The sequence below is a fragment of the Streptomyces sp. Q2 genome (assembly GCF_056820935.1).
The window spans coordinates 180,101-201,566 of the sequence record NZ_JBXEJE010000006.1; the positions used below are offsets into that span (position 1 = coordinate 180,101).

The following is a 21,466-nucleotide window of genomic DNA, read 5'->3' on the forward strand; positions in this document are numbered from 1 at the left end:
CCGGGGTGGCGGGCGGGCATCACAGCATCAGCCAACCGTGACACTCCGAGGGGCGCCTCGGATCGTTGACCGCTGTCTCGGACGAGCTGCCTCAACGACGGGTTCGCCGGCAGGCCCTGCTGCTTGGCGGCGTCTCCCGCAGCTCGGGAGGTTCAGGACTCGAGGAATTCGAGCGCTCGTGTCACGAATGCATCGTGGTGCTGCATGACTCCGCCGTGCCCGGCGTCCGGGTAGAGGGGGACGAGTTCGCCTCGGGGCAGGCGTGCGGCCAGGTCGAGTGTGTTGGGGCTGGGCACCATCCGGTCGTTCTCACCGTTGGCCACGAGGACCGGTTGACGAATGGCCGACAGGTCCGACGGTGCCTGGCGGCCCCAACGTTTGATGGCCTTCAGCTGGGCGCGGAACGCCGGCAGCGAGATGTCCTTGTCGCGGTCGTTCGTGCGCTCCTTCAGCCGTTCCAGGAAGGCGCGTCCAGCCTGCCGGCCGCCTGCGGTGTCGGTGAAGAAGAGGGAGAGCTTGGGATCCTGGCGGGTCAGGCCGCCTTTGAGGGTCGCCTGGATGGCGAGTGCAGGGACCTTGTCGATGCCGGGACCTCCGGCGGGGCCCGTGCCCGCGAGAATGACCTTGCGGACGAGGCGAGGTTCTTCCTCCGCGATGACCTGTGCGACGAAGCCGCCCATCGACAGACCGAACAGGTCGACCTGGTCGAGCCCGAGGGCTTTGATGAACACCACCGTGTCGCGAGCCATCTCCTCGATCGTGTCCGGCGTGGAGCCGCTCGATCCGCCCACTCCGCGGTAGTCGAAGGTGATGACCCGGCGTCTCGCGGCGAGTCCGTCGACGATGCGCGGGTCCCAGTTGTCCAGGTTTCCGGCCAGGTGGATCAGCAGGATCAGCGGTACGCCGCCCTCGGGGCCGAGTTCCCGGTAGGCGAAGTCCTCGCCGCGCACGGACACGGAGCGGGTCGGCGCGTTCCTGTACGACGACGTTGAAGGGGCCGGGGATGGGATGTTCCGCGGTGTGTTCATGTCCAGATCCTTCTGTTGCATTGGGCAGGGGATTCTCGGCGCCGCGGACGGTGTCGTTCCGCAAACCTCATTGCAGTACGTTCATAATGTTATCCCGTCGATCAGTCCACCGCAAGTGGGGCCCGCACCGACGAGGCGTGCCTGACGTGGGCTCGGGCGTACGTGAGTGACCCGCGTGGTGCGACACGTGGATCTCGCGGACGGTTCAGTGCGAGATCTTGGGCTGCCCATGCTCGACGCCCAGCAGTGCGAGCGCGTTGTGGATGCCCTGCCTGAGGAGTTCGTCGGAGAGTTGCCTGTCGGCGAGGGCGCGGGAGAGCTGTAGCGTCCCGGCCATCATGGCGTAGGCGCTGAGCGCCTTGGTGCGGACCGAGAGGGGATCGTCGGGCGCCAGGCGGGCGGCGATACCGTCGATGACCATCAGTACGCCGTCGGTGTACGCCTGCTTGGTCTGGTCCGTGCAACGCCGGATTTCGTCGAGCAGGGCGGCGGAGGGGCAGCCGTCGTCGGAGCTGTCGCGGTGCTGGGGGGACAGGTACCACCGCACGATCTGCTCGAGCCCGGCGCGGCCAGGTGCCGCCTGGGCGACGATGCTCGCGTTCTGTGTGTGGAGCTGGTCGGCGACCGCGGTGGCCACGAGGTCGTCCTTCGATGTGAAGTGGGTGTAGAAGGCGCCGTTGGTCAGCCCCGCGTCCTTCATGAGCGTTGAGATTCCTGAGCCGTCGATGCCGTCCCGCTTGAACCGGCGTCCGGCCGCCTCGATGATCCGCTGCCTGGTTACCTGCTTGTGCTCTGTCGCGTATCGCACTGGCGTACTCCTTTTTTGCCGGAGGAGTCCCTTGCTCTCGCCCGGCCTCCTCGCTGGATTGCATTGCGAACGTAATTCAATGACTCCGACTGTCGATGGTCGCGCGGTCGGCGGTCTCGTGGGGTCGCCCCTTGTCCCCTCCCGTCTCCTCCTGTCTCCTCCTGTGATCCTTGCGCCAGGTCGCCGTCCCTGCATTGCATGTTGAACATAATATAATGGACCCGGGAAGTTGCCGTCCTCGCGTCGACAGGGTGTACCCCCAAGGTGATCGCGGCGAGCCGCACGGCGTCGGAGTTGCCCGCCGCGGCGGCTGATCTTCAGTCCGTCCGATGCGGCTGGTGACGAGTGGGTCGGCACCGGGGGTGAGCGGGTGGCCGATCGATTCCGGTGCAACCGGGCCCGGGCCGAGATCGCCCGCTCAGCGCTTTAAGCGCAGGCCAAGAGCCCTTCCGTTCTCGCAGGCCGAGCTCACCCTTGGTGCGACGAGGTGCCCTCTGCCGCGGACCGGTGCGCAACCGGGGGGTGATCCCCGCCCTACGAGGTTGCGGGCTGCGCACGAGGTGGAGGGCTGCGTCACGCGGGAGAGGCCCGCGACTTCCGGCAGCGCTCACGCGCGATTGCGACATCGACGCCACCCCGTTCCATTCGCCCCTTGCGGCCTCATGAAATTACGGTCATACTTTCATTGTTGGCGTGATGCCGAGGAACTCGACCGCACAGGCTTCCCGCTCCCATGGCCTTCGACCGCTCACCCACAGGCTGCAGTCGCAGTCGAGAGACCCAGGCGCCTGCCTGCGCCGTCCCCTCCAGAAACGAGGAGTTGGTACGCGCTCGCAGAAACCCCGCTCAGAAGGGCACAACCGTGAACGACTCACAGGACGTACAAGGCGACGTGGTGACGTCGTACAAGGACGCACCGACCCGCACCATCACCGCCGGAGGAGTGACCTTCGCCTACCGCGAGCTCGGTCCCCACTCCGGTACGCCGGTGGTCTTCATCACGCACCTCGCCGCGGTCCTCGACAACTGGGACCCCCGGGTCGTCGACGGCATCGCCGCCAAGCGTCGCGTCATCACCTTCGACAACCGGGGCATCGGCGCTTCCACCGGCTCGACGCCGCGCACCATCCAGGAGATGGCGAAGGACGCCGTCACCTTCATCCGGGCGCTCGGGCTCCAGCACGTCGATATCCACGGTTTCTCGATGGGCGGCATGATCGCCCAGGTGATCGTGCAGACCGACCCGCAACTCGTCCGCAAGCTCGTCCTCAGCGGCACAGGTCCCGCGGGCGGCGAGGGCATCAAGAACGTGACGGTGCTGTCCCACCTCGACACCGTCCGAGCCCTGTTCACCCTCCAGGATCCGAAGCAGTTCCTCTTCTTCACCCGCACCGCGGGCGGGCGTCGAGCCGGCAAGCAGTTTCTTGCCCGCCTGAAGGAGCGCACGGTCAACCGGGACAAGGCGATCTCCCCCGTCTCGTACAACAACCAGCTCAAGGCCATTCACCGCTGGGGCCTGGAGCAGCCCCACGACCTCTCCGTCATCCGCCAGCCCGTGCTCGTCGCGAACGGCGAGAGCGACAGGATGGTGCCGACGGAGAACTCGTACGACCTGGAGCGCCGGCTACCGAACGCCGAGTTGGTGGTCTACCCCGACGCCGGCCACGGCGGCATCTTCCAGTTCCACCAGCAGTTCGTGGAGACGGCGCTCGAGTTCCTCGAACGGTAGTGGGCGGGAAATGCGGTCGTTGCCTGGGCCCGGCCGGCCGTGGCGAGGGGGTCGTCGCGAAGGACGGCGACATCGAGCCTGGCGTGGCGGAGCCCCGTCTCGAACTGGAGGGGAGCCGTTGGGGGCCTCTGGTCGGCCGGCCGGCCGGGCCGCGCTCGGGACGCTGTGCGATGGTCAGGCCGGTATCCGCCCGGCCAGTGGAAACGCATCCCAAGTCCGTAAAACCACCGCTTGTAAGGCCCTGGCTTCGTCATTGACAGTCAGGTGAGCCAGAAGCTAGCTTCACCTGTAAAAGTCAGAGGAAGGCACTCGGTCGTGGGACGAACACGTACGTATCAATGGGAAGACCCCGCGATCCTGGCGGAGGCCGCCGGGCGCATGGCCGGCATCGACTTCCTGCGCGAGCTGCAGAAGGGGCGACTGCCGGGGCCGCCCATCAACTACGCCATCGACTTCACCCTGGACGAGGTGGAGCCCGGCAGGGCGGTCTTCTCGCTGACGCCGGGCGAGGAGCACTACAACCCGATCGGCAGTGTGCACGGCGGCATCTTCGCCACTCTGCTCGACTCGGCGGCGGGCTGCGCCGTCCAGTCGACTCTTCCGCAGGGCATGGCGTACACCTCGCTCGACCTGACGGTGAAGTTCCTGCGGCGGATCACCGTGGACACCGGCACGGTGCGCGCCATCGGCACCCTCATCAACAAGGGCCGTCAAACCGCCCTCGCCCAGGCCCAGTTGGTTGACGCGAAAGACCGTCTCCTCGCCCACGCCACCAGCAGCTGCCTGCTCTTCCCGGTGCCTCCTCAGTCGTGACCCTCAGCGGCGACTGGTGAATTGCCCTGCCCCGTGTGTGTCGACGTCCCGGAGGGTGATGTCTGTGGGGCGATGCCCAACTCCCTTGACCTCGGCGCAGCGCGCCGGAGTGCGAGGTGAAATGGCTGCGGCGTACGTCGGTGGCGGGCCCGTGAGTTCATGGACCGTCGCGCCGCCGTGCGCCGCAGCCGTGCCGAAGCTTCCGCAGGAGTTGTTGCCGCGCGCCCTTCGGCAGGCGGCGTGGGTGGGGTGGGCGGTGTAGCCGCGCGGCTCCGCTGTCGTTGAAGGTGATGGATCGCCAAGGGGCAGGGGTGGACGTCGTGTGGCTGTGAGTCAGGCTGCGAGGGAGCGAGCGATTTTCGGTCCCGGGTCGGTCGTCATGGCCGGGATCGCCGGAACTCGAGACGGATATCCCATGTATGTCGCGCAGAACTCACACCAGAGCGGGTGAAACCTCGGCCGGGGAGCCTGGAATCAGCTGTTCCGCCCAGATGACCTTGCCTTCGCGGTTGTGCCGTGTGCCCCAGTGTTCGGTGAGCTGGGCGACGAGGAGTAGGCCGCGGCCGCCCTCGTCGAAGACCGGGGCGCGGCGCAGGTGCGGGGCGGTGCTGCTGGCGTCGGAGACTTCGCAGGTCAGGGCGGATTGAAGGATCATCCGCAGTTGGATGGGGCTCTTGCCGTAGCGGATGGCGTTCGTCACCAGTTCGCTGACCACGAGCTCGGTGGTGAAGGCCAGTTCTTCCAGACCCCAGGCGGTCAGCTGATGGGATGCGTGGGCGCGGGTCTGGGAGACGACTGCCGGGTCGTCGGGGAGATCCCATGTGGCGACGTGATCGGTGTCAAGAGCCGCGGTCTGTGCCACAAGCAGGGCGACGTCGTCAGCGGGACGGCTGGGCAGCAGTGCGGACAGCAGTTCGTCGCAGGTCTCCTCGAGTGACGCCGGTGCTCGGGCGAGTACGTCGCGCAGCAGTGCGAGGGCGGACTCGATGTCACGAGAGCGGCTCTGCACGAGGCCGTCGGTGTACAGGACCAGCCGACTGCCCGGTGGCAGTTCGAACTGGGCGGATTCGAAGGGCAGTCCACCCAGGCCCAGGGGCGGGCCGACCGGCAGCTTGGGGAAGTCGACCGCACGCGGTGCGGAGGCGTCGCCGTCAACGGCCGGGGGAGTCACCACGGTAGGCGGAAGGTGTCCGGCACTGGCCAGGGAGCAGATGCGGGAGACGGGGTCGTACACCGCGTACAGGCAGGTGGCGGTGATCTCGTCCGGGTCCCGTTCCTCCTCGCGCTGCAGGCGGATCACCACGTCGTCGAGGTGGGTCAGCAGCTCGTCCGGTGTCAGGTCGATGTCCGCCAGAGTGCGGACCGCGGTCCGCAGCCGACCCATGGTGGCCGCGGCATGCAGGCCGCGGCCGATCACGTCGCCCACGACGAGTGCGACGCGGGCTCCGGAGAGCGGTATCACGTCGAACCAGTCGCCCCCCACGCCCGCCCGCGATCCGCTGGGCAGGTAGCGCGATGCCGTCTCGACCGCGGACTCGTCCGGCACGTGGTGCGGCAGCAGGCTGCGTTGGAGGGTCAGTGCGGTGGAACGCTCCTGGGTGTAGCGACAGGCGTTGTCGATGTTCACGGCTGCTCTGGACGCGATTTCCTGGGCCAGAAGCAGGTCGTCCTCGTCAAAGGGCTCCGCCGTGTGACGGCGGACGAACTGTGCGAGTCCCAGCGGGCTTCCGCGGGCCCGCAGCGGGACCAGGAGGATGGAGCGCAGGCCCAAGGCACGCAGGGCGAGTTCGTGGTCCGCCGACATCGCCGGCCATGGGGGGGGACGTCGTCGGCGGTGATGCGGAGCCGCGAAGGTTGGCCGGTGGCCAGTACGCGAGCGGGCTCCGAGTCTTCCGGGTAGGTGTGCGTCTGCCCGGTGCCGAGTGCCGGGTCCGGGCAGCTGTCCGCGACCGCCTGGGCGATGCGGCGGAGCGTCGAAGGACCGGCCACCGGGTACGTCCCCTCCTCTTGGAAGGCGGAGGTGAGGAGGTCGACGGTGACGAGGTCGGCGAGGTGGTCGGCACCGACGTCCGCCAGCTCCTGGGCGGTGTGGGCGGTGTCCAGGGTGGTCCCGATCCGTGCCCCGGCCTCGTTGATCACGATCAGCCGCCGCTGCAGCCAGCGGTCGCGTGCGCTCTGGTAGGCCGCGACCGCCTGTTCCGCCGTGCGATCGGCGTACTCGAAGGCCATCGCGCTCAGAGTGAGAGTCGTCGCGTTGATCAGCTCCTGGGACCTGGTGACACGGGCCGTCTCCAGATAGAGCTGATCGAGTAGACCTGCGTGGACGAGCCGGTGGACGCGAAGGAGCTCGCTGATCGACACCCCGTGTTCAGCGAGTCGGCAGGCGAACTCGACGGCGGCGGGTGGCGTCCTGACCTCGGTCGTATCAAGGTCGCGCTCGAGGAAATCCAGAATCATGGCGATGTGTTCGGACAGCGCCACCGGCGCCACGGAGGCGATGTCCTCGTACTTCCACACGTCGGGAAGCTCGCTGAGCAGGCGTTGCAACACCACGTCGACCAATTGATCCGCTCGGGGTGCGAGACCCCGAGCGAGATGGCTGAGGAAGACATGGGTGTCGGTTCCCATATTCAAAAGGTACCTCCGCCCTGGCCGACCGGCTGTGCCGCGCGAAGCCCGGTGGACGCGCTCGCCCACGGTCGGCCAGGGCACCGCGGACCGTTCACGGCGTGTGACGGGCGCCGCGCAGAACAGGCCGGAGGACCTCGATGACACCTGGGTCGTCCACCGTGGACGGGATGGGTTCGTCGCGGCCGTCGGCGATGCCGCGCATGGTCTTGCGCAGAATCTTCCCCGAGCGGGTCTTGGGCAGGGCGGCCACGACCGCGACGTCCTTGAGTGAGGCGACGGCGCCGATGCGCTCGCGGACGAGCTGGACGAGTTCGGCCTCGACCTCGCCCGGTTCGCGCGCCGCGCCCGCCTTCAGGACGACGAAGCCGCGCGGGATCTGTCCCTTGAGTCCGTCGGCGACGCCGATGACGGCGCATTCGGCGACGTCGGGGTGGGCGGCCAGGGCCTCTTCCATGCTGCCGGTGGACAGCCGGTGGCCGGCGACGTTGATGACGTCGTCGGTGCGGCCCATGACGAAGACGTAGCCGTCGTCGTCGATGTGTCCGCTGTCGCCGGTGAGGTAGTAGCCGTCGTAGGCGGAGAGGTAGGAGGCGACGTAGCGGTTGTCGTCGTTCCAGAGCGTGGGGAGCGCGCCGGGCGGCAGAGGGAGTTTGACGACGATCGCGCCGTCGACGCCCGGGGGCACCGGCTCGCCCGCGGGGTCGAGGACGCGGACGTCCCAGCCCGGCAGGGGGCGGGTGGGGGAGCCGGGTTTGAGAGGGGCGACTTCGATGCCGGCCGGGTTGGCGACGATGGGCCAGCCGGTCTCGGTCTGCCACCAGTGGTCGATCACCGGGATGCCCAGGAGAGCGCTCGCCCAGTGATAGGTCTCGGGGTCGAGCCGCTCGCCGGCGAGGAAGAGATAGCGCAGATGGGAGAGGTCGTAGTCGGCGGTGAGCGTCCCTTTCGGGTCCTCCTTCCTGATCGCCCGGAAGGCGGTGGGCGCCGTGAACATGGTCTTGGCCCGGTATGCGGCCGCGACGCGCCAGAACTGGCCCGCGTCCGGGGTGCCGACCGGCTTGCCCTCGTACAGGACCGTCGTGGCGCCGGCCAACAAGGGGCCGTAGACGATGTACGAGTGCCCGACGACCCAGCCGACGTCGGAGCCGGTGAACATCGTCTCGCCCGGACCCACGTCGTAGACGGCACCCATCGACCAGTGCAGGGCGACCGCGTAGCCGCCGCCGTCACGCACGACTCCCTTGGGCTTTCCGGTCGTTCCGGACGTGTAGAGGATGTAGAGGGGGTCGGTGGCGGGGACGGGAACGCAGTCGGCCGGCGGCGCGGCGGCGACCAGGTCGGCCCAGTCGAGATCGTCGGGCCCCAACTCGGCACGTTCCTGCGGGCGTTGCAGGATCACGCTCTTCTCCGGCTTGTGGGCCGCGAGTTCGATCGCCTGGTCGAGCAGGGGCTTGTACGCGATGACGCGCTTGCCCTCGATGCCGCAGGACGCCGATACGACCACCTTGGGGGCCGCGTCATCGATACGGAGGGCGAGTTCGCGCGGGGCGAAGCCGCCGAAGACGACCGAGTGCACCGCGCCGATACGTGCGCAGGCCAGCATCGCGATCGCAGCCTCGGGGACCATCGGCATGTAGATGACGACACGGTCACCGTGGCCCACGCCGAGCTGCGCGAGCGCTCCCGCGAAGGCCGCCACCTCGTCCCTCAGCTGCGCGTAGGTGTAGGTGCGCCGGGTGTCGGTCACGGGCGAGTCGTAGACGAGCGCCGCCTGTTCACCGCGACCCGCTTCCACGTGCCGGTCGACCGCGTTGAAACAGACGTTGAGCCGTCCGTCGGGAAACCAGCGGTGGAACGGTGCGCCCGAGGAGTCCAGGGCGCGATGCGGAGCGACATCCCAATCGATGCCCTCCGCCGCCTTCAGCCAGAAGCTCTCCGGGTCTTCGGTACTGGAGCGGAAGACATCCTCGTACGTTCCCATCGCGCACTCCTTTGTGGCATCGAGGGGGCGGGCGTGTAGCGGCCCGCGGAATCCTGTCGGACACAAGCACCGTATGCCGGTCCGGCGTGGTCGAGCAGCATGCCGGAGACCGGTGGTCCGGTCACCGGCATCGCGGTGGTGCGGCGGCCTGGCTCACAGACCCCGCCGTCAGGCGCAGCTTCTGCTCAGGCGCCGAGGTGCTTGCGGAGCCACTGGCCCATCTGCTGGATCGCCTGGTCCACCTCGGGTACCCGCCCGGCGCCGAGGACGAACGAGTGCTGCCCCTCGGGCATCGGATGGACCTCGGACGTGACCTTGAATTCCGCGAGGCGGCGTCCGAGCTGGGCGCCGTCGTCGGCGAGGGTCTCGTACTCGCCGTAGTGGACGGCCGTGGGCGGCAGGCCGGTCAGGTCGGCGTTCTCGATGCTGATCTCGGGGGCGGTGAAGTCCACGGCGGGGTCCTGCAGCCAGGCTCCCCGGAAGAGCTCCAGTGTGGCCCGGCTGAGCATCTTGTCGTTCGCCTCGTTCGCGTCCACAGCCGGGTGCTGCAGGGTGAGGTCGGTCCAGGGGGAGACGCTGACGATCGCGCCGGGTGTGGCCTCGCCCTTGGCGATCAGACGCAGCGGCAGCATCACCGCGAGCGTGCCGCCGATCGAGTGGCCCGTGCTGCCGATGTTCCGCGGCTCGTAGCCCTGCGAGAGCAGCCAGCGGTAGGCGGTCTCGGCGTCGTCGAGCTGCGCGGGGTAGGGGTGCTCGGGCGCCAGACGGAAGTCCACGACGAGGGAGCGGGCGCCGGCCGCCTTCGCGATATGGCCCGCGGCCTTGCGGTCGGAGTGCATGGACGCGGTGACGGATCCGCCGAAGTGGAAGTGGAGCAGCGCCTTGTCGGGGCTGGCACCCTCGGGGATGGCCCACAGGGCCGGAACGCCGTTCGCGTCGACTTCGGCGTAGGTGACGCCTTCCGGCTCGGTCGACGCCTTGTGGTTCGAGTCGACGATGTCACGGATGACGGCCAGGTCGAGGCCCGGCGTCGACGACTTCGCGCTCACGCTCGCGAAGAACTCCGCGAACTCGTGTGCCTCTGGGCTTACTCCCATGGTGGTGCTCCTTCTCGGGCGGGGGCCGTGCCGGGTTCCCCCGTGGCAGCCGGGTCGATGTGCTGGGCATGACGCTACTGGCTGAGTATAGGAAAGTAAACTTAGGTGTCTGGAATCACCCTGTGGTTGCGAGGAGGTCCTCTTCCACGCATCGGCATGGGCCCCCGTCACGACTCGGAGGCGCCGAACTGCTCCATCGCCCGGCCCCCCGTGCGGTCCTGGGCGAGAGGGCACTCCGCGGGGGAACGGCATGGACGCCACGCCCTGCCAAGGGAAGGGCCAACGGGCGCGCGGGGTGTCGGCTCACCGGGCAGGAGAGTGAGATCAGCGGGGGTACACGGCACGTGAAAACCCCTTGGTCTTCATCTCGGGAGCAGTTCCTCGGCCCGTTCGGCGACTTCCTGTCGTAGGGCGGTCCACAGGACGCGTACGGCGGGGTGTGTCACGGCCTCACGGCGGACGGCCAGGGTGATGGGGAGCCGGATGTCGATCTCTTCGGCGAGCAGCCGGCGCAGCTGTGTCCTCCGCGTCAGAAAGGCCGGCAGGATGCCGATGCCGGCCCCCTGCTCGGTGGCTTCGAGCTGGGCGAAGACGTTCGTCGAGGAGAATGCCGGGGTCATCCCGGGAAGGTGGCGTTCGATGTCGAGGTCGCCGACCTGCAGCATCGACTCGATGTAGAAGATGAGCGGGTGCTCGCGCAGTTCGGCCACCGTCCGAGGACGGCCGTGCCGGGTGAGGTAGTCGTCGCAGGCGTAGAGCCCCAGCGTGTAGTCGGTGAGGTGCTCGGTCACCAGGCGGCTGCTGGAGGGAACGCCGATGACGAGAGCGAGATCGAAACCGGACGGGCGCAGGGCGAGCTGACGTGTCGCGGTGATGAGTTCGATCTGGAGCCGGGGATGCCGGCGGCGTACCCGTACGAGGGCGGGTGTGGCGAAGGCGGTGCCGAAGCCGTCGGGCGCGCTGACGCGGACCGTACCGTGCAGCGACGGCGAGTCCTGGCCCGCCACGGTGTCGACGACGCGGTCGATGGCCTCCTCGATCGCGCGCGCGTTCTCCGAGACGGCTCGTCCGATGTCCGTCAGCGTCCATCCCTCGGTGCCGCGCTCGATGAGACGCAGGCCGATGCTCTTCTCCAGCGCGGCGATGCGCCGTGACACGGTGGTGTGATCCACGCCGAGTGCGTCGGCGGCTGTCACCAGGCGTCCGGTACGGGCCACCGCGAGCAGGTAGCGCAGATCGTCGGCGCGGAGTCTGCGCGGATCAACGGGGTGAGGGGACCAGGCCGGCTGCGAGCCGGGGTTCTCGTTCGGCGAGCGGGGGTGCACGGTCCGACCGTATCTGCATTTCTGCACAATGACTGTGCGCTATTGGTGGTTGATCGCACACCGTGCCGGACCGCACAGTCGGGGCAGTGGGCGCCACACGCCCCCCGCTGTACTCGCCGAGAGGGCCGCCATGGTTGCCAGCCTTTCCCTTCCGCGGATCCTGCGCGTCGGCGGCGGTGCCGTCAGCGAGCTGGGCGACGTCGTCGTCGGGCTGGGCCTGCGCCGCCCGCTGCTGGTGACGGACGCGTACCTCGTCGGGACCGGTGCGGCGGAACGAGTGATGGCGACGATGAGGGATGCCGGACTGCGACCCCACCTGTTCGCCGGCACCGTCCCGGACCCGACGACCGATTCGCTCGACGCGGGCCTTGCCATGCTCCGGGGGCACGGGGCGGACTCGGTGATCGGGTTCGGCGGGGGCAGCCCGATGGACACGGCCAAGGCCCTCGGCCTGCTGGGAGTCCAAGGCGGCCGGATGCGGGACTACAAGGCCCCGCACATCAACCCCGGCCCGGCGCTCCCGGTGATCGCGGTCCCGACGACCGCGGGCAGCGGCTCGGAGGCCACCCAGTTCACCATCATCACCGACAGCGCCACGGACGAGAAGATGCTCTGTCCGGGGCCGGCGTTCCTGCCGGTCGCCGCCGTCGTCGACTTCGAACTGACTCTGTCGATGCCGGCCCGGCTGACCGCGGACACCGGCGTCGACGCGCTCACTCATGCCGTCGAGGCGTACGTGAGCCGCAAGGCCAATCCGTTCTCCGACGGCCTCGCCCTGAACGCCGTCCGGACCATCGGCCGGCACCTCCGCCGTGTCTACGCCGACGGGGGAGACATCGAGGCCCGCGAGGCGATGATGCTCGCCGCGACCCAGGCCGGCATCGCCTTCTCCAACTCCAGCGTGGCGCTGGTGCACGGCATGAGCCGCCCGATCGGCGCTCACTTCCACGTCGCCCACGGTCTGTCGAACGCGATGCTCTTCCCCGCGGTGACCGCGTTCTCCGCGCCCGCCGCCGAGAGCCGGTACGCCGACTGCGCCCGCGCCCTCGAAGCCGCCACCGACGGCGACAGCGACGCGTTGGCCGCCGATAAGCTCGTGGAGGCGCTCCGAGCCCTGTGTCAGGATCTTGAGGTGCCCACCCCGAAAGCCCACGGCATCGACAAGGACGAGTGGTTCCGCCTGCTGCCCCTCATGGCCGAGCAGGCGCTCGCGTCCGGATCCCCCGCCAACAACCCCGTCGTACCCACCGTGGACGAGATCCAGGATCTCTACGCGCAGATCTACGCCTGACACCTGGCGAGTGAGGAACGTGATGGCCACGACAGCCCAGGTCCGCGCGGACGGCGAGATGACGACCGATGACTGATACCACCGCTACGGTCGACATTCTCGCCGACGTCCACCGGGGCGTCGGCCGCATCCTCCTGAACCGCCCCAAGGCGCTCAACGCCCTGACGACAGACATGGTCGCAGCCATCGACCGCGTGCTCGCCGAATGGGAGGACACCCCGCTGTCCGCCGTCATGCTCGCCAGCACCAGCGCGAAGGCGTTCTGCGCGGGCGGAGACATCCGCACGATCCGCGAGCACAGCCTCGCCGGGGATGCCGAGGCCAGCGAGCGGTTCTTCGCCTCCGAATACCGGCTCAACGCCCGGATCGCCGAGTATCCCGTGCCGATCGTGTCGCTCATCGACGGCCTCTGCATGGGCGGCGGTCTCGGTCTGTCCGTCCACGGCAGCTTCCGCGTCGTCACTGAGAGCGCGGTGTTCGCTATGCCCGAGACCGCGATCGGGTTCTTCCCGGACGTCGGGGCCAGCTACTTCCTGCCGAGGCTGCCCGGGGCGATCGGTATGTACCTGGGACTGACCGGGCACCGGCTCGACGCGGCCGACGCCCTGTACACCGGCCTGGCCACGCACTTCGTTCCCGCGGACGGGCTCGACACGGTCGGGGATGCGCTGGCCGGCAACCCCGGCGACCCGGTGGACGTGGTCCTGAACCGCCTCGCCGGCCGTTCCCCGGTGGCGCAGAGCGGGCTGGCAGAGGTACGCGGGGACGTGGACTGGGCGTTCGGCGCGCCGACCCTCGGCGAGATCGAGAAACGCCTGGGCCACCTCGACACCCCGTGGGCTGCGGCCGCGTTGCTCGCCCTGGAATCGGCCTCGCCGCAGAGCCTGGAGATCACTCACGCCCTGCTGGCCCAGGGCAGGCAGCGCACGTTGCGCGAGTGCCTCGACGCCGAACTCGCCCTCACGCGCACGACCATCCGCACGCCGGACTTCCTGGAGGGCGTCCGCGCGGCCCTGGTCGACAAGGACCGCACTCCCACCTGGCAACGTGCGTCGCTCGGCGGACAGGGGCTGCCGTCCTGAGCGTGTCCGCCGTGAGCAGGACATTGCCTCGAGCATGGGGGCTGGTCGTGCAGGGGGCGCGCTGTAACGAGCAGGGAGTCGGGCACCGCCGACTGGGGTCCGGGAAGGTGGCGTTCGATGTCGAGGTCGCCGCCGTCTCGACTCGGACGCGCCGAACGGCTCCATCGCCCGGGCCCCTGAGGTCCCGGGCGAGTGGTCACGGAAGCGGGAGCAGAAGGCGCCATGCGTCAGTCACGCGTCCGTCGTGAGCTGCGAGTGCCGTCCTGTACGGCTCGCGAACAGCGCGCCACGCGGCTCTGTGCCGACCCGAGCCGTGGTCAAGCCTTGAACCCGTTGCGGGTGGGGACTGATCACGGCGGTCACGGCGGACGGACCACCTGCGTGAGTCCGCCCAGGTCGAGAGACGGGGATTTCCCGGGTCGGGCGAGACGCACCGGATGACCGTGCCGGACGGAGGGTCGGTGGCCGGCACGGTCTCAGCCGTTGTCGGGCACCATCGAGACCACGACCTTGCCGGCCTTGGTGCGGCCCTGCTCGACGTGCGCCATCGCCTCGAGTGTCTGGTCGAACGGGAAGGTGCTGTCGACGACCGGGCGGAGCTTCCCGCTGTCGTAGAGGGCGCCGAGCTTGCGGAGCTGGGAACCGTTGGCCTGCATGAAGAGGAACTCGTAGCGCACGCCCAGCGCCTTGGCCTTCTTCCGCACCTTGCGGCTGAGTACGTTCATGACCAGACCCATGAACGAGGGGGCGCCGAGCTGCTTGGCGAACGCGGCGTCCGGCGGGCCGACCACGCTGATGGCGAGGCCGCCGGGCTTCAGCACGGTCAGCGACTTCTCGAGGTTCGCTCCGCCCAGAGAGTCCAGCACCAGGTCGTAGCCGGACAGCACCTTCGAGAAGTCCTCCTTGGTGTAGTCGACGACGACGTCGGCGCCAAGGTCCCTGACCAACTTCTCGGTGTCGGTGTTCGTGGTCGTCGCCACCGAGGCGCCGAGGTGCTTGGCGAGCTGGATGACCGTCGACCCGAGGCCACCGGCACCGGCGTGGATGAGCACCTTCTGACCCGGCTTCACGTGGGCACGGTCGACGAGAACCTGCCAGGCGGCCAGGGCCACCAGCGGCACCGCGGCTGCCTCCTGGAGGGTCAGCGAGGCCGGCTTGGGCGCGACATCGTCCATGTCGATCGCGATGAACTCCGCGAAGCCTCCGATCCTCAGGTCACGCGGCCGGGCGTAGACCTCGTCGCCGACTTCGAAACCGCGTACGGCGGAGCCGACCCGCGTCACCACGCCGGCCACGTCGTGGCCCAGCACGAACGGACGCTTGTACTTGATGAGCTGCTTGAACTCCCCGTTGCGGACCATCTTGTCCAGCGGGTTGATACTGGCGGCGCTCACTTTGACCAGGACGTCGCGGTCTCCGACGGTGGGCTCGGGTGCCTCTGCGGCGCGCACGCCGTCCTTGCCGTACTTCTCGACGACGAATGCCTTCATGTCGGCCGCCTTCCTGTGCGGGTGTTTCGGTGCTGGATGTGATTGTTCGCGCAGGTTTCCTGCCGCGCTCGTTCCGCGCATGCGGCCGGGTTGATGTGCTGGCCACGACGCTACTTTCTGAGTATAGAAAAGTAAACTCAGGAGAGGTTAGAATCACCCTCATGGATGCGAGGACCGAAGTTCGTCACGACGCCGGCATGGATCCCCGTCTCGACCGGGACATGTCGAACTGCTCGATTGCCAGGACTCTTGAGGTGGTGGGGGAGAAGTGGACGATCCTGATCCTCCGCGAGGTCTGGTACGGCTCGTCCCGCTTCAGCGACTTCGAACGCGTCCTGGGCTGTCCTCGCAACCTTCTCTCGGCACGACTCCGGATGCTCGTGGAGGAAGGGATCCTGGCTACCGAGACCTACAAGGAGCCGGGCTCGCGGAGTCGGCCGAAGTACGTGATCACGCCCAAGGGCATGGATCTGGTCCCGGCCGTGCTGGGGCTGCTGCAGTGGGGTGACCGCTACCGCGCAGACCCGGAGGGCCCGGCCGTACTGGCGCGACACCGGGGCTGCGGCGCGCACGTCGACGCCCAGATCCGCTGCGAACGAGGCCACGCCGTGCAGGCGCAGGACATCGAGAGCGTCCCCGGCCCCGCGTTTCGTATGAGGCCCGCCGAGTGAGCTGAGCGCGGTTGCGCCCCATGCCCGTGGTGAACGCGATCTGCCGGGGTGTGCTCACTGCGTCTGGCCCGGCCTGGGGGAGGAGGGCCGTTGGTGCGGTTGCCGCAGCGGGACATGGAGCACCCGCGACGGTGGTGGACGGGGGAGCGGTACAGGGACGCGCAGGCGCGCATGTCCGCGCCGCAGAACGCACGCGCCGAATCTCGGCGGACAGGGGCAGATGGACGGCATCTTGGGCGATCGGTGCCAGTGCCAGTGCCAGTGCCGATGCCAGTGCCAGTGCCGGTGCCGGCGGCGGCTGCGGCGTCGGTGGCGACGGTCGTGGTGCCGCCCGGCTTCGGCCGTCCGTCGGTGATGGCTGTGGGCGAGGAGGGTCGGGCAGCCTCCGCTGCTGCTCAGGTGGGCACCTCGCCTCTGCACGTCCACGGCAGGTGACGTCGCCGGATGCGGGTAGTCGGCGTCAGCGGCTGTGAGTACGGCTCGGTTGACCGTCTCGCGCAGTTGTCCGTACGACGCCGAGGCGGCGGCAGTGGCGGGGTTCCGCAAGACGGGTTACGGGAGGTACGTCCTGCCCGGCGCACCGAAACCAACCCCCCTGACGGGCCCAACGACCGTTTATACGCGTGGCGTTGGGCCTGGCCTGCGCCCGGCCCCCGTCGCCGCGGGCGGCGGCGCCGAGGGTGGGGGTGACCTGGCCGCGAAGTCGGTGTCCAGGACTCCGGGTCAAGGGCTCTGTGGTGCGGTCAGGGCCTTGTGGGTCGACTCCAGGATCTTCTCCGACACCTCTGTGCCCGCCGTCGCCCGGGCAAGCAGGAGCGCGCCCACCAGCGTGGCCACCATCGGAAAACCGTCGTCGGCGTCGGTGGACATCCACGAGGCGAATTCCTGGACTCCGGCTGCGTACGTTTCGCGCACCTCCCCAGCGGTGGACTCGCGAGCCACGTCCCCCGCGAATCCCGCGGTGGGGCAACCGGTGCCGGGCTGGTCACGGTGTTCGGCCGACAGGTAGAAGTCGACGAGGGCGGCGCGCGCCGTGTCGTGATCGCCGTGATCCGTGTCGAACGACTCCAGGAGCAGGTCAAGGTCCCCGAAAGCGGCCTGAGCCGCCTCGGCGATCAGGGCCTCCTTGGAGGCGAACTGCTTGTAGAAGCCGCCCGTGGTCAGCCCGATGGACTTCATCAGATCGGCGACGCTGATGCCGTTCACGCCGCGCTCCCTGAAGAGCTGGGAGGCCGCGGCGACCGCGCGCCTGCGGTTCTCGATCGCTTGTGCTTGCGAAACGCGACTCATCAGTCACCTGCTCACGTTAGATAGTGAATTACATCTATCGTACGCGAAGTGTCGGGCGACCGGCCGTGGCGTACTGTCCCGACGGCTCCTCGGGTGTCTGGGTCCGTGCGCGGCAAGCCGAAGGTCCGTCGAGCCGGAGGCCGCGCTGCTCGCCCCATGGGGCCGCAGGTGATCCGACACCGCGGTGGCAGGCGGCTCGCGTCCTGCTCGGTGCGCCCGCAGTGTGCAGGTCCTTGTAGTGGGTCTCGCTCACCGAGACCGTGTGCCCGCGTGCTCGTCGTGAGGGCGGTACGCGAAACCGTCCACGGCGACCCTGCGCCCGAGGGGCCTCCGTCCGGGCCTGATCGGCCGTGATTCCCATAGCCCGCGTGCACGTTGAGCGGTCTCCGGCCGGGAGTGGTGGCTGACGGCGTCGGGGACGTTGACTGGACTGCGTTAGATATCTATCGTAATCTAAAGAGGGCTCGACGCTTTGCCCCCTACTCACTCGCCAGCCAGAAATGAGATCCACTCCATGACCACGCAGAACAAGACCGCTGTCGTCACCGGCGCGTCCGCCGGCCTGGGTGCCGCCTACGCACAGCGGCTCGCCGACCGGGGCTACGACCTGATCCTGGTGGCCCGGAACGCTGCGCGGCTGGAAGCGCTGGCGTCGGACATCCGGAGCCGCACGGGCCGTGCGGTGGACGTCATCACCGCCGACCTCACCGATGCGGCGCAGATCTCCGTGGTCGAGGAGCGTCTGCGGACCGACGAGAGCATCGAGGTACTGATCAACAACGCCGGCGGGGGGCTGTTCACCCCGCTCGTGGCCTCCGATGTGGCGGCCTCCGAGGCACTGATCAACCTCAACGTGACCTCGCTGACCAGGCTGACCACCGCGGTCCTGCCGGGTCTGACGGCCCGAGGGCACGGCACCGTGGTGAACGTCTCCTCTGCGCTGGCACTCAACATCCTGCCCGTCAGCGCCGTCTACAGCGGCACCAAGAGCTATGTGCTGACGTTCACCCAGGCCCTGCAGCAGGAACTCGCCGAAAGCCCCGTCGTGGTGCAGGCCGTGCTGCCGGGCGCCGTCCGCACGGAATTCTGGGACGGCTCCGGCGCTGACCTCGAGGCGTTTCCCGAGGAGTGGATCATGAGCGCGGACGACGCCGTCGACGCGGCGCTCGCCGGCCTCGACGCCGGGGAGCCCGTCACCATCCCGTCGCTGCCGGAGATCAGTGACTGGGAGTCGTTCGAGAAGGCGCGTCAGACACTCGTCCCGAACCTGTCGCAGCGGGTCCCTGCCGCTCGCTACCGCGGCTGACTGCCGCTCCGACTCCGGTGCGGGAGTCCCTTTGTGACAACCGCACGGCAGATGCTGCACACCACCGATGGGTCCTCCGGCGTCCGGGGAAGACCAAGCACTCGGCGCCCTCCCCTTGCATGAACAGCGGGGCCCCAGCACTGCAATGACGGCGGCCATGTGCGCGGCAAGCCCGTCCGCACCGTCGACTGCCCCTCCACGCGGTCTGCCTTCCACGTGAAGGTCACCGAGCCCATCCGGCCGGTCGCCGCATACGTGTGACGCGCGGGGCAGCCCATCACGCCGCCGCTCTCTCACCCCTTCATTTCGCACCCTTCATTTGAGGAATCACCATGTCGAACGCCATGTGGAACCCGACGACCGTCGGGGAGATCCCCCTGCCGCACCGGCTGGCGATGGCCCCCATGACGCGCAACCGGTCCACCCCGGGCGGCGTGCCGACCGAGCTGAACGCCGAGTACTACGCCCAGCGCGCCTCGCACGCCCTCATCATCACCGAGGGCACCCAGCCCAACGCCGACGGCCAGGGCTACCCGCTCACCCCCGGCATCTACACCGAGGACCACATCGCCGGCTGGCGCAAGGTCACCGACGCCGTACACAAGGCCGACGGACGCATCGTCATCCAGCTCATGCACGCCGGACGGATGTCCCACCCCGACAACACCCCCCACCACCGGCAGCCGGTCGCCCCCTCCCCGGTCCAGCCGGCGGGCACCATGTTCACCGCGTCCGGGCTCCAGGAGATGCCGGTACCTCGCGAACTGTCGACCGCGGAGGTTGCCGCCACGGTCGACGACTTCCGGCGCGCCGCCGCGGCCGCCATCGCGGCAGGCGCCGACGGCGTCGAGATCCACGGCGCCAACGGGTACCTCGTGCACCAGTTCCTCGCCGACAACACCAACCAGCGCACCGACCGCTACGGCGGCTCCCTCGAGAACCGCATCCGCTTCGCCGTCGAGGTCGCCACCGCCGTGGCCGAGGAGATCGGAGCCAGCCGCACCGGCCTGCGGATCTCTCCCGGCAACCCGTTCAACTACATCGCCGAGAGCGACACCCACGACCTGTACCCGGCACTCGTGCGTGCCCTCGCCCCGCTCAACCTCTCCTACCTGCACATCGGTCACGGCGGCGACGACGACCTTCTGCGCACCCTCCGCAAGCTGTGGCCGACCACGCTGGTTCTCAACCGGGCCGGCACCGACATCGCCACCCGCGCGAAGGACATCGAAGACGGCCTGGCCGACGTCGTCACCGTCGGCGTCCTGGCACTCGCCAACCCCGACCTGGTCGAGCGCGTACGCACCGGCGCGCCACTGAACACCCCTGACGCCGCCACGTTCTACGGCGGCGGCGAGGCCGGCTACACCGACTACCCCACCCTCTCCGCCTGACGAGCCCCATTCTCTCCGCCTGAGAAACCCCGGCCATACCGGTCCTCGCGGGCCGGTATGCCACATGGCCCCAATGGAGGTACCAAGTGTCTGAGCACGCGGCTGTTGAACTGAGCCCGGAAGCGATCGAGTTTGAGAACTTTGTGGCCGGACTGGTGATTCCCGAGTCCGAGGTGGATGCGATTCGCACCCGGTCGGAGCTCGTCCATCTCACGACCCGGGAGCCGGAAGGCGTCACCTACCGGGAGGTGGACGCGGGGGGCGTGCTGGGAATCTGGTGCGAACCCGGCGACGCCAACACCGACTACGTCCTCCTGCACAGTCACGCCGGGGGCTCCGTCGTGTCGTCGGCACACGTCGACCGAAAGCTCGCCGGCCACATCGCCAAGGCCGCCGGGGCCCCCGTACTGGTCCTGGACTTCCGGCGTGCACCGGAACACAAGTACCCGGCCCAGGTCGACGACGCGGAGGCGGCCTTCAACTGGCTGCTCTCCGAAGGGTATGAGCCGGGGAACATCATCACCATCGGCCACTCGATCGGCGGGTTCATCGCCGTCGCCCTGGCGCTTCGCCTGCGCGACAAGAAGCAGCCCCTGCCCGGCGCCATCGTGTCGATCTCCCCCTGGTGCGACCTCGAGATCGCCAACGAGACCATCGAGGCCAACGCCGAGACGGACAAGATCCTCAGCAGGGGGTTGCTGGAGTTCTTCCGGGAATCCTGGATCGGCGGCACGGGCATCGAGTTCACGGACACCCGGATCAACCTGAACCGGGCGGACCTGACCGGTCTGCCCCCGACCCTCGTCTCCTGGGGCACGTACGAGGTCCTGGCCGGCGAGGACGAGGAGTTCGCCGCCCGCGTCAAGGACGCCGGAATCGACACGGCGACCGTGGTCGTCCAGGGAGGCCAGCACTCGTACGTCTACGGTGCCGGCCGGATTCCGGAGACCGACGCCGCCATCGCACAGATCGGCGCCTGGGTCCGGGAGAAGACCAAGATCTGACCGGGCGGTACGAGCTCGACAGCTGGAGGACTCGCGCACCTGCCGGACCGGGACGGGGGACGGACGCCGACACGGCCGGCGGCGGCGCGCAGGTCCGCTGCGCACGCGACCTCGCCGCGGTCCGGCAGGCGACGGTCCGGACGGCCGACCACGAAGGCGTGGGGCTGCGCGCGCGCATCACAGCGCGCGCAGCTCGACGCCTTCGGTCGCGTCCGGGCCATGGACCCGTCACGTCCGGTCGGCAGCGACAGTGGCATGACAGTGACGTCGCAGCCGTCGGCGAGGTACTCCCGGGCTGCGGCGGCCGATGCCAACGTCGCAGTCCAGTCGGCGAGCCTCCCCCCTGACCCGCCACCGGCAAGATCATGAAACGTGAACCGGCCTGAGCGGATCGGTCGCTTCGCGGCTGAAGCGACCGACCGCTCTGGCGATATCGCGAGTCATGCCAAGGCATCCATCCCCGCCGAAGGGCCGTCGGCAGCCGTGCCCCGGCATGCCCGACCCGGGCGGCAGGAGTGGGTTCGTG

The 21,466-nt window shown here is 69.0% G+C and carries 16 protein-coding genes and 2 pseudogenes; 8 read left to right on the top strand and 10 right to left on the bottom strand.

The features are described from left to right. Positions 1–152 precede the first annotated feature (152 nt). Positions 153–1,028: an alpha/beta fold hydrolase gene (locus ACWBNA_RS08970; protein WP_482703704.1), complete on the bottom strand. Its 876-nt coding sequence runs from the start codon at positions 1,026–1,028 to the stop codon at positions 153–155. A gap of 205 nt (positions 1,029–1,233) precedes the next feature. After that, positions 1,234–1,836, bottom strand: coding sequence for a TetR family transcriptional regulator (locus tag ACWBNA_RS08975; protein WP_482703705.1), 603 nt, complete (start codon positions 1,834–1,836; stop codon positions 1,234–1,236). Between the two features lie 862 nt (positions 1,837–2,698). Here ACWBNA_RS08975 and ACWBNA_RS08980 point away from each other — a divergent pair. Together ACWBNA_RS08980 and ACWBNA_RS08985 are read left to right on the top strand one after the other, a co-directional pair. Continuing rightward, positions 2,699–3,565, top strand: a complete 867-nt coding sequence (locus ACWBNA_RS08980) for an alpha/beta fold hydrolase (RefSeq protein ID WP_482703706.1) — start codon at positions 2,699–2,701, stop codon at positions 3,563–3,565. Positions 3,566–3,880: 315 nt separating this feature from the next. Further along, positions 3,881–4,378 (top strand): PaaI family thioesterase, encoded by a 498-nt coding sequence (locus ACWBNA_RS08985; RefSeq protein WP_482703707.1) that lies wholly within the window; start codon positions 3,881–3,883, stop codon positions 4,376–4,378. Between the two features lie 433 nt (positions 4,379–4,811). Here ACWBNA_RS08985 and ACWBNA_RS08990 read toward each other — a convergent pair whose 3' ends face one another. The 6 genes and pseudogenes from ACWBNA_RS08990 to ACWBNA_RS09015 all read right to left on the bottom strand — a co-directional run bounded on the left by ACWBNA_RS08990 (position 4,812) and on the right by ACWBNA_RS09015 (position 11,412). Then, positions 4,812–6,005: an ATP-binding SpoIIE family protein phosphatase gene (locus ACWBNA_RS08990; RefSeq protein ID WP_482703766.1), complete on the bottom strand. Its 1,194-nt coding sequence runs from the start codon at positions 6,003–6,005 to the stop codon at positions 4,812–4,814. 51 nt (positions 6,006–6,056) lie between these two features. Further along, a pseudogene (locus ACWBNA_RS08995) lies at positions 6,057–6,182 on the bottom strand (hypothetical protein); the annotation flags it as partial. Between the two features lie 401 nt (positions 6,183–6,583). After that, positions 6,584–7,006 (bottom strand): annotated as a pseudogene (locus tag ACWBNA_RS09000) (RsbRD N-terminal domain-containing protein); the annotation flags it as partial. Positions 7,007–7,100: 94 nt separating this feature from the next. Next, positions 7,101–8,990 carry a propionyl-CoA synthetase gene (locus tag ACWBNA_RS09005; RefSeq protein ID WP_482703708.1) on the bottom strand — a complete coding sequence of 630 codons (1,890 nt, stop codon included), beginning with the start codon at positions 8,988–8,990 and terminating at the stop codon, positions 7,101–7,103. Positions 8,991–9,175: 185 nt separating this feature from the next. Next, positions 9,176–10,087: an alpha/beta hydrolase gene (locus ACWBNA_RS09010; RefSeq protein WP_482703709.1), complete on the bottom strand. Its 912-nt coding sequence runs from the start codon at positions 10,085–10,087 to the stop codon at positions 9,176–9,178. A 362-nt stretch (positions 10,088–10,449) separates the two neighbouring features. After that, complete coding sequence (locus ACWBNA_RS09015) at positions 10,450–11,412, bottom strand: LysR family transcriptional regulator (RefSeq protein ID WP_482703710.1); 963 nt, start codon at positions 11,410–11,412, stop codon at positions 10,450–10,452. 130 nt (positions 11,413–11,542) lie between these two features. Here ACWBNA_RS09015 and ACWBNA_RS09020 point away from each other — a divergent pair, with 130 nt between their 5' ends. Next, entirely contained in the window at positions 11,543–12,703 is a 1,161-nt protein-coding gene (locus ACWBNA_RS09020; protein ID WP_482703711.1) for an iron-containing alcohol dehydrogenase, read from the top strand. Positions 12,704–12,771: 68 nt separating this feature from the next. Beyond that, positions 12,772–13,785, top strand: a complete 1,014-nt coding sequence (locus tag ACWBNA_RS09025) for an enoyl-CoA hydratase/isomerase family protein (RefSeq protein ID WP_482703712.1) — start codon at positions 12,772–12,774, stop codon at positions 13,783–13,785. Positions 13,786–14,261: 476 nt separating this feature from the next. Here the strand turns inward: ACWBNA_RS09025 and ACWBNA_RS09030 are convergent, their stop codons facing one another. Further along, the gene (locus tag ACWBNA_RS09030) at positions 14,262–15,275 is read right to left on the bottom strand and encodes an NADP-dependent oxidoreductase (RefSeq protein WP_482703713.1); all 1,014 of its coding nucleotides are present in this window, start codon (positions 15,273–15,275) and stop codon (positions 14,262–14,264) included. A gap of 197 nt (positions 15,276–15,472) precedes the next feature. On the opposite strand from ACWBNA_RS09030, the gene ACWBNA_RS09035 reads away from it, so the two are divergent. Next, positions 15,473–15,946, top strand: coding sequence for a winged helix-turn-helix transcriptional regulator (locus ACWBNA_RS09035; protein ID WP_482703767.1), 474 nt, complete (start codon positions 15,473–15,475; stop codon positions 15,944–15,946). 723 nt (positions 15,947–16,669) lie between these two features. On the opposite strand, the gene ACWBNA_RS09040 is transcribed toward ACWBNA_RS09035, so the two are convergent. Next, complete coding sequence (locus tag ACWBNA_RS09040; protein WP_482703714.1) at positions 16,670–17,236, bottom strand: TetR/AcrR family transcriptional regulator; 567 nt, start codon at positions 17,234–17,236, stop codon at positions 16,670–16,672. 514 nt (positions 17,237–17,750) lie between these two features. Here ACWBNA_RS09040 and ACWBNA_RS09045 point away from each other — a divergent pair. The 3 genes from ACWBNA_RS09045 to ACWBNA_RS09055 all read left to right on the top strand — a co-directional run bounded on the left by ACWBNA_RS09045 (position 17,751) and on the right by ACWBNA_RS09055 (position 20,940). Continuing rightward, complete coding sequence (locus tag ACWBNA_RS09045; protein ID WP_482703715.1) at positions 17,751–18,542, top strand: SDR family NAD(P)-dependent oxidoreductase; 792 nt, start codon at positions 17,751–17,753, stop codon at positions 18,540–18,542. A 332-nt stretch (positions 18,543–18,874) separates the two neighbouring features. Continuing rightward, positions 18,875–19,936, top strand: coding sequence for an alkene reductase (locus ACWBNA_RS09050; protein ID WP_482703716.1), 1,062 nt, complete (start codon positions 18,875–18,877; stop codon positions 19,934–19,936). An 86-nt stretch (positions 19,937–20,022) separates the two neighbouring features. Beyond that, positions 20,023–20,940, top strand: coding sequence for an alpha/beta hydrolase (locus ACWBNA_RS09055; protein ID WP_482703717.1), 918 nt, complete (start codon positions 20,023–20,025; stop codon positions 20,938–20,940). Positions 20,941–21,466: the final 526 nt, after the last annotated feature.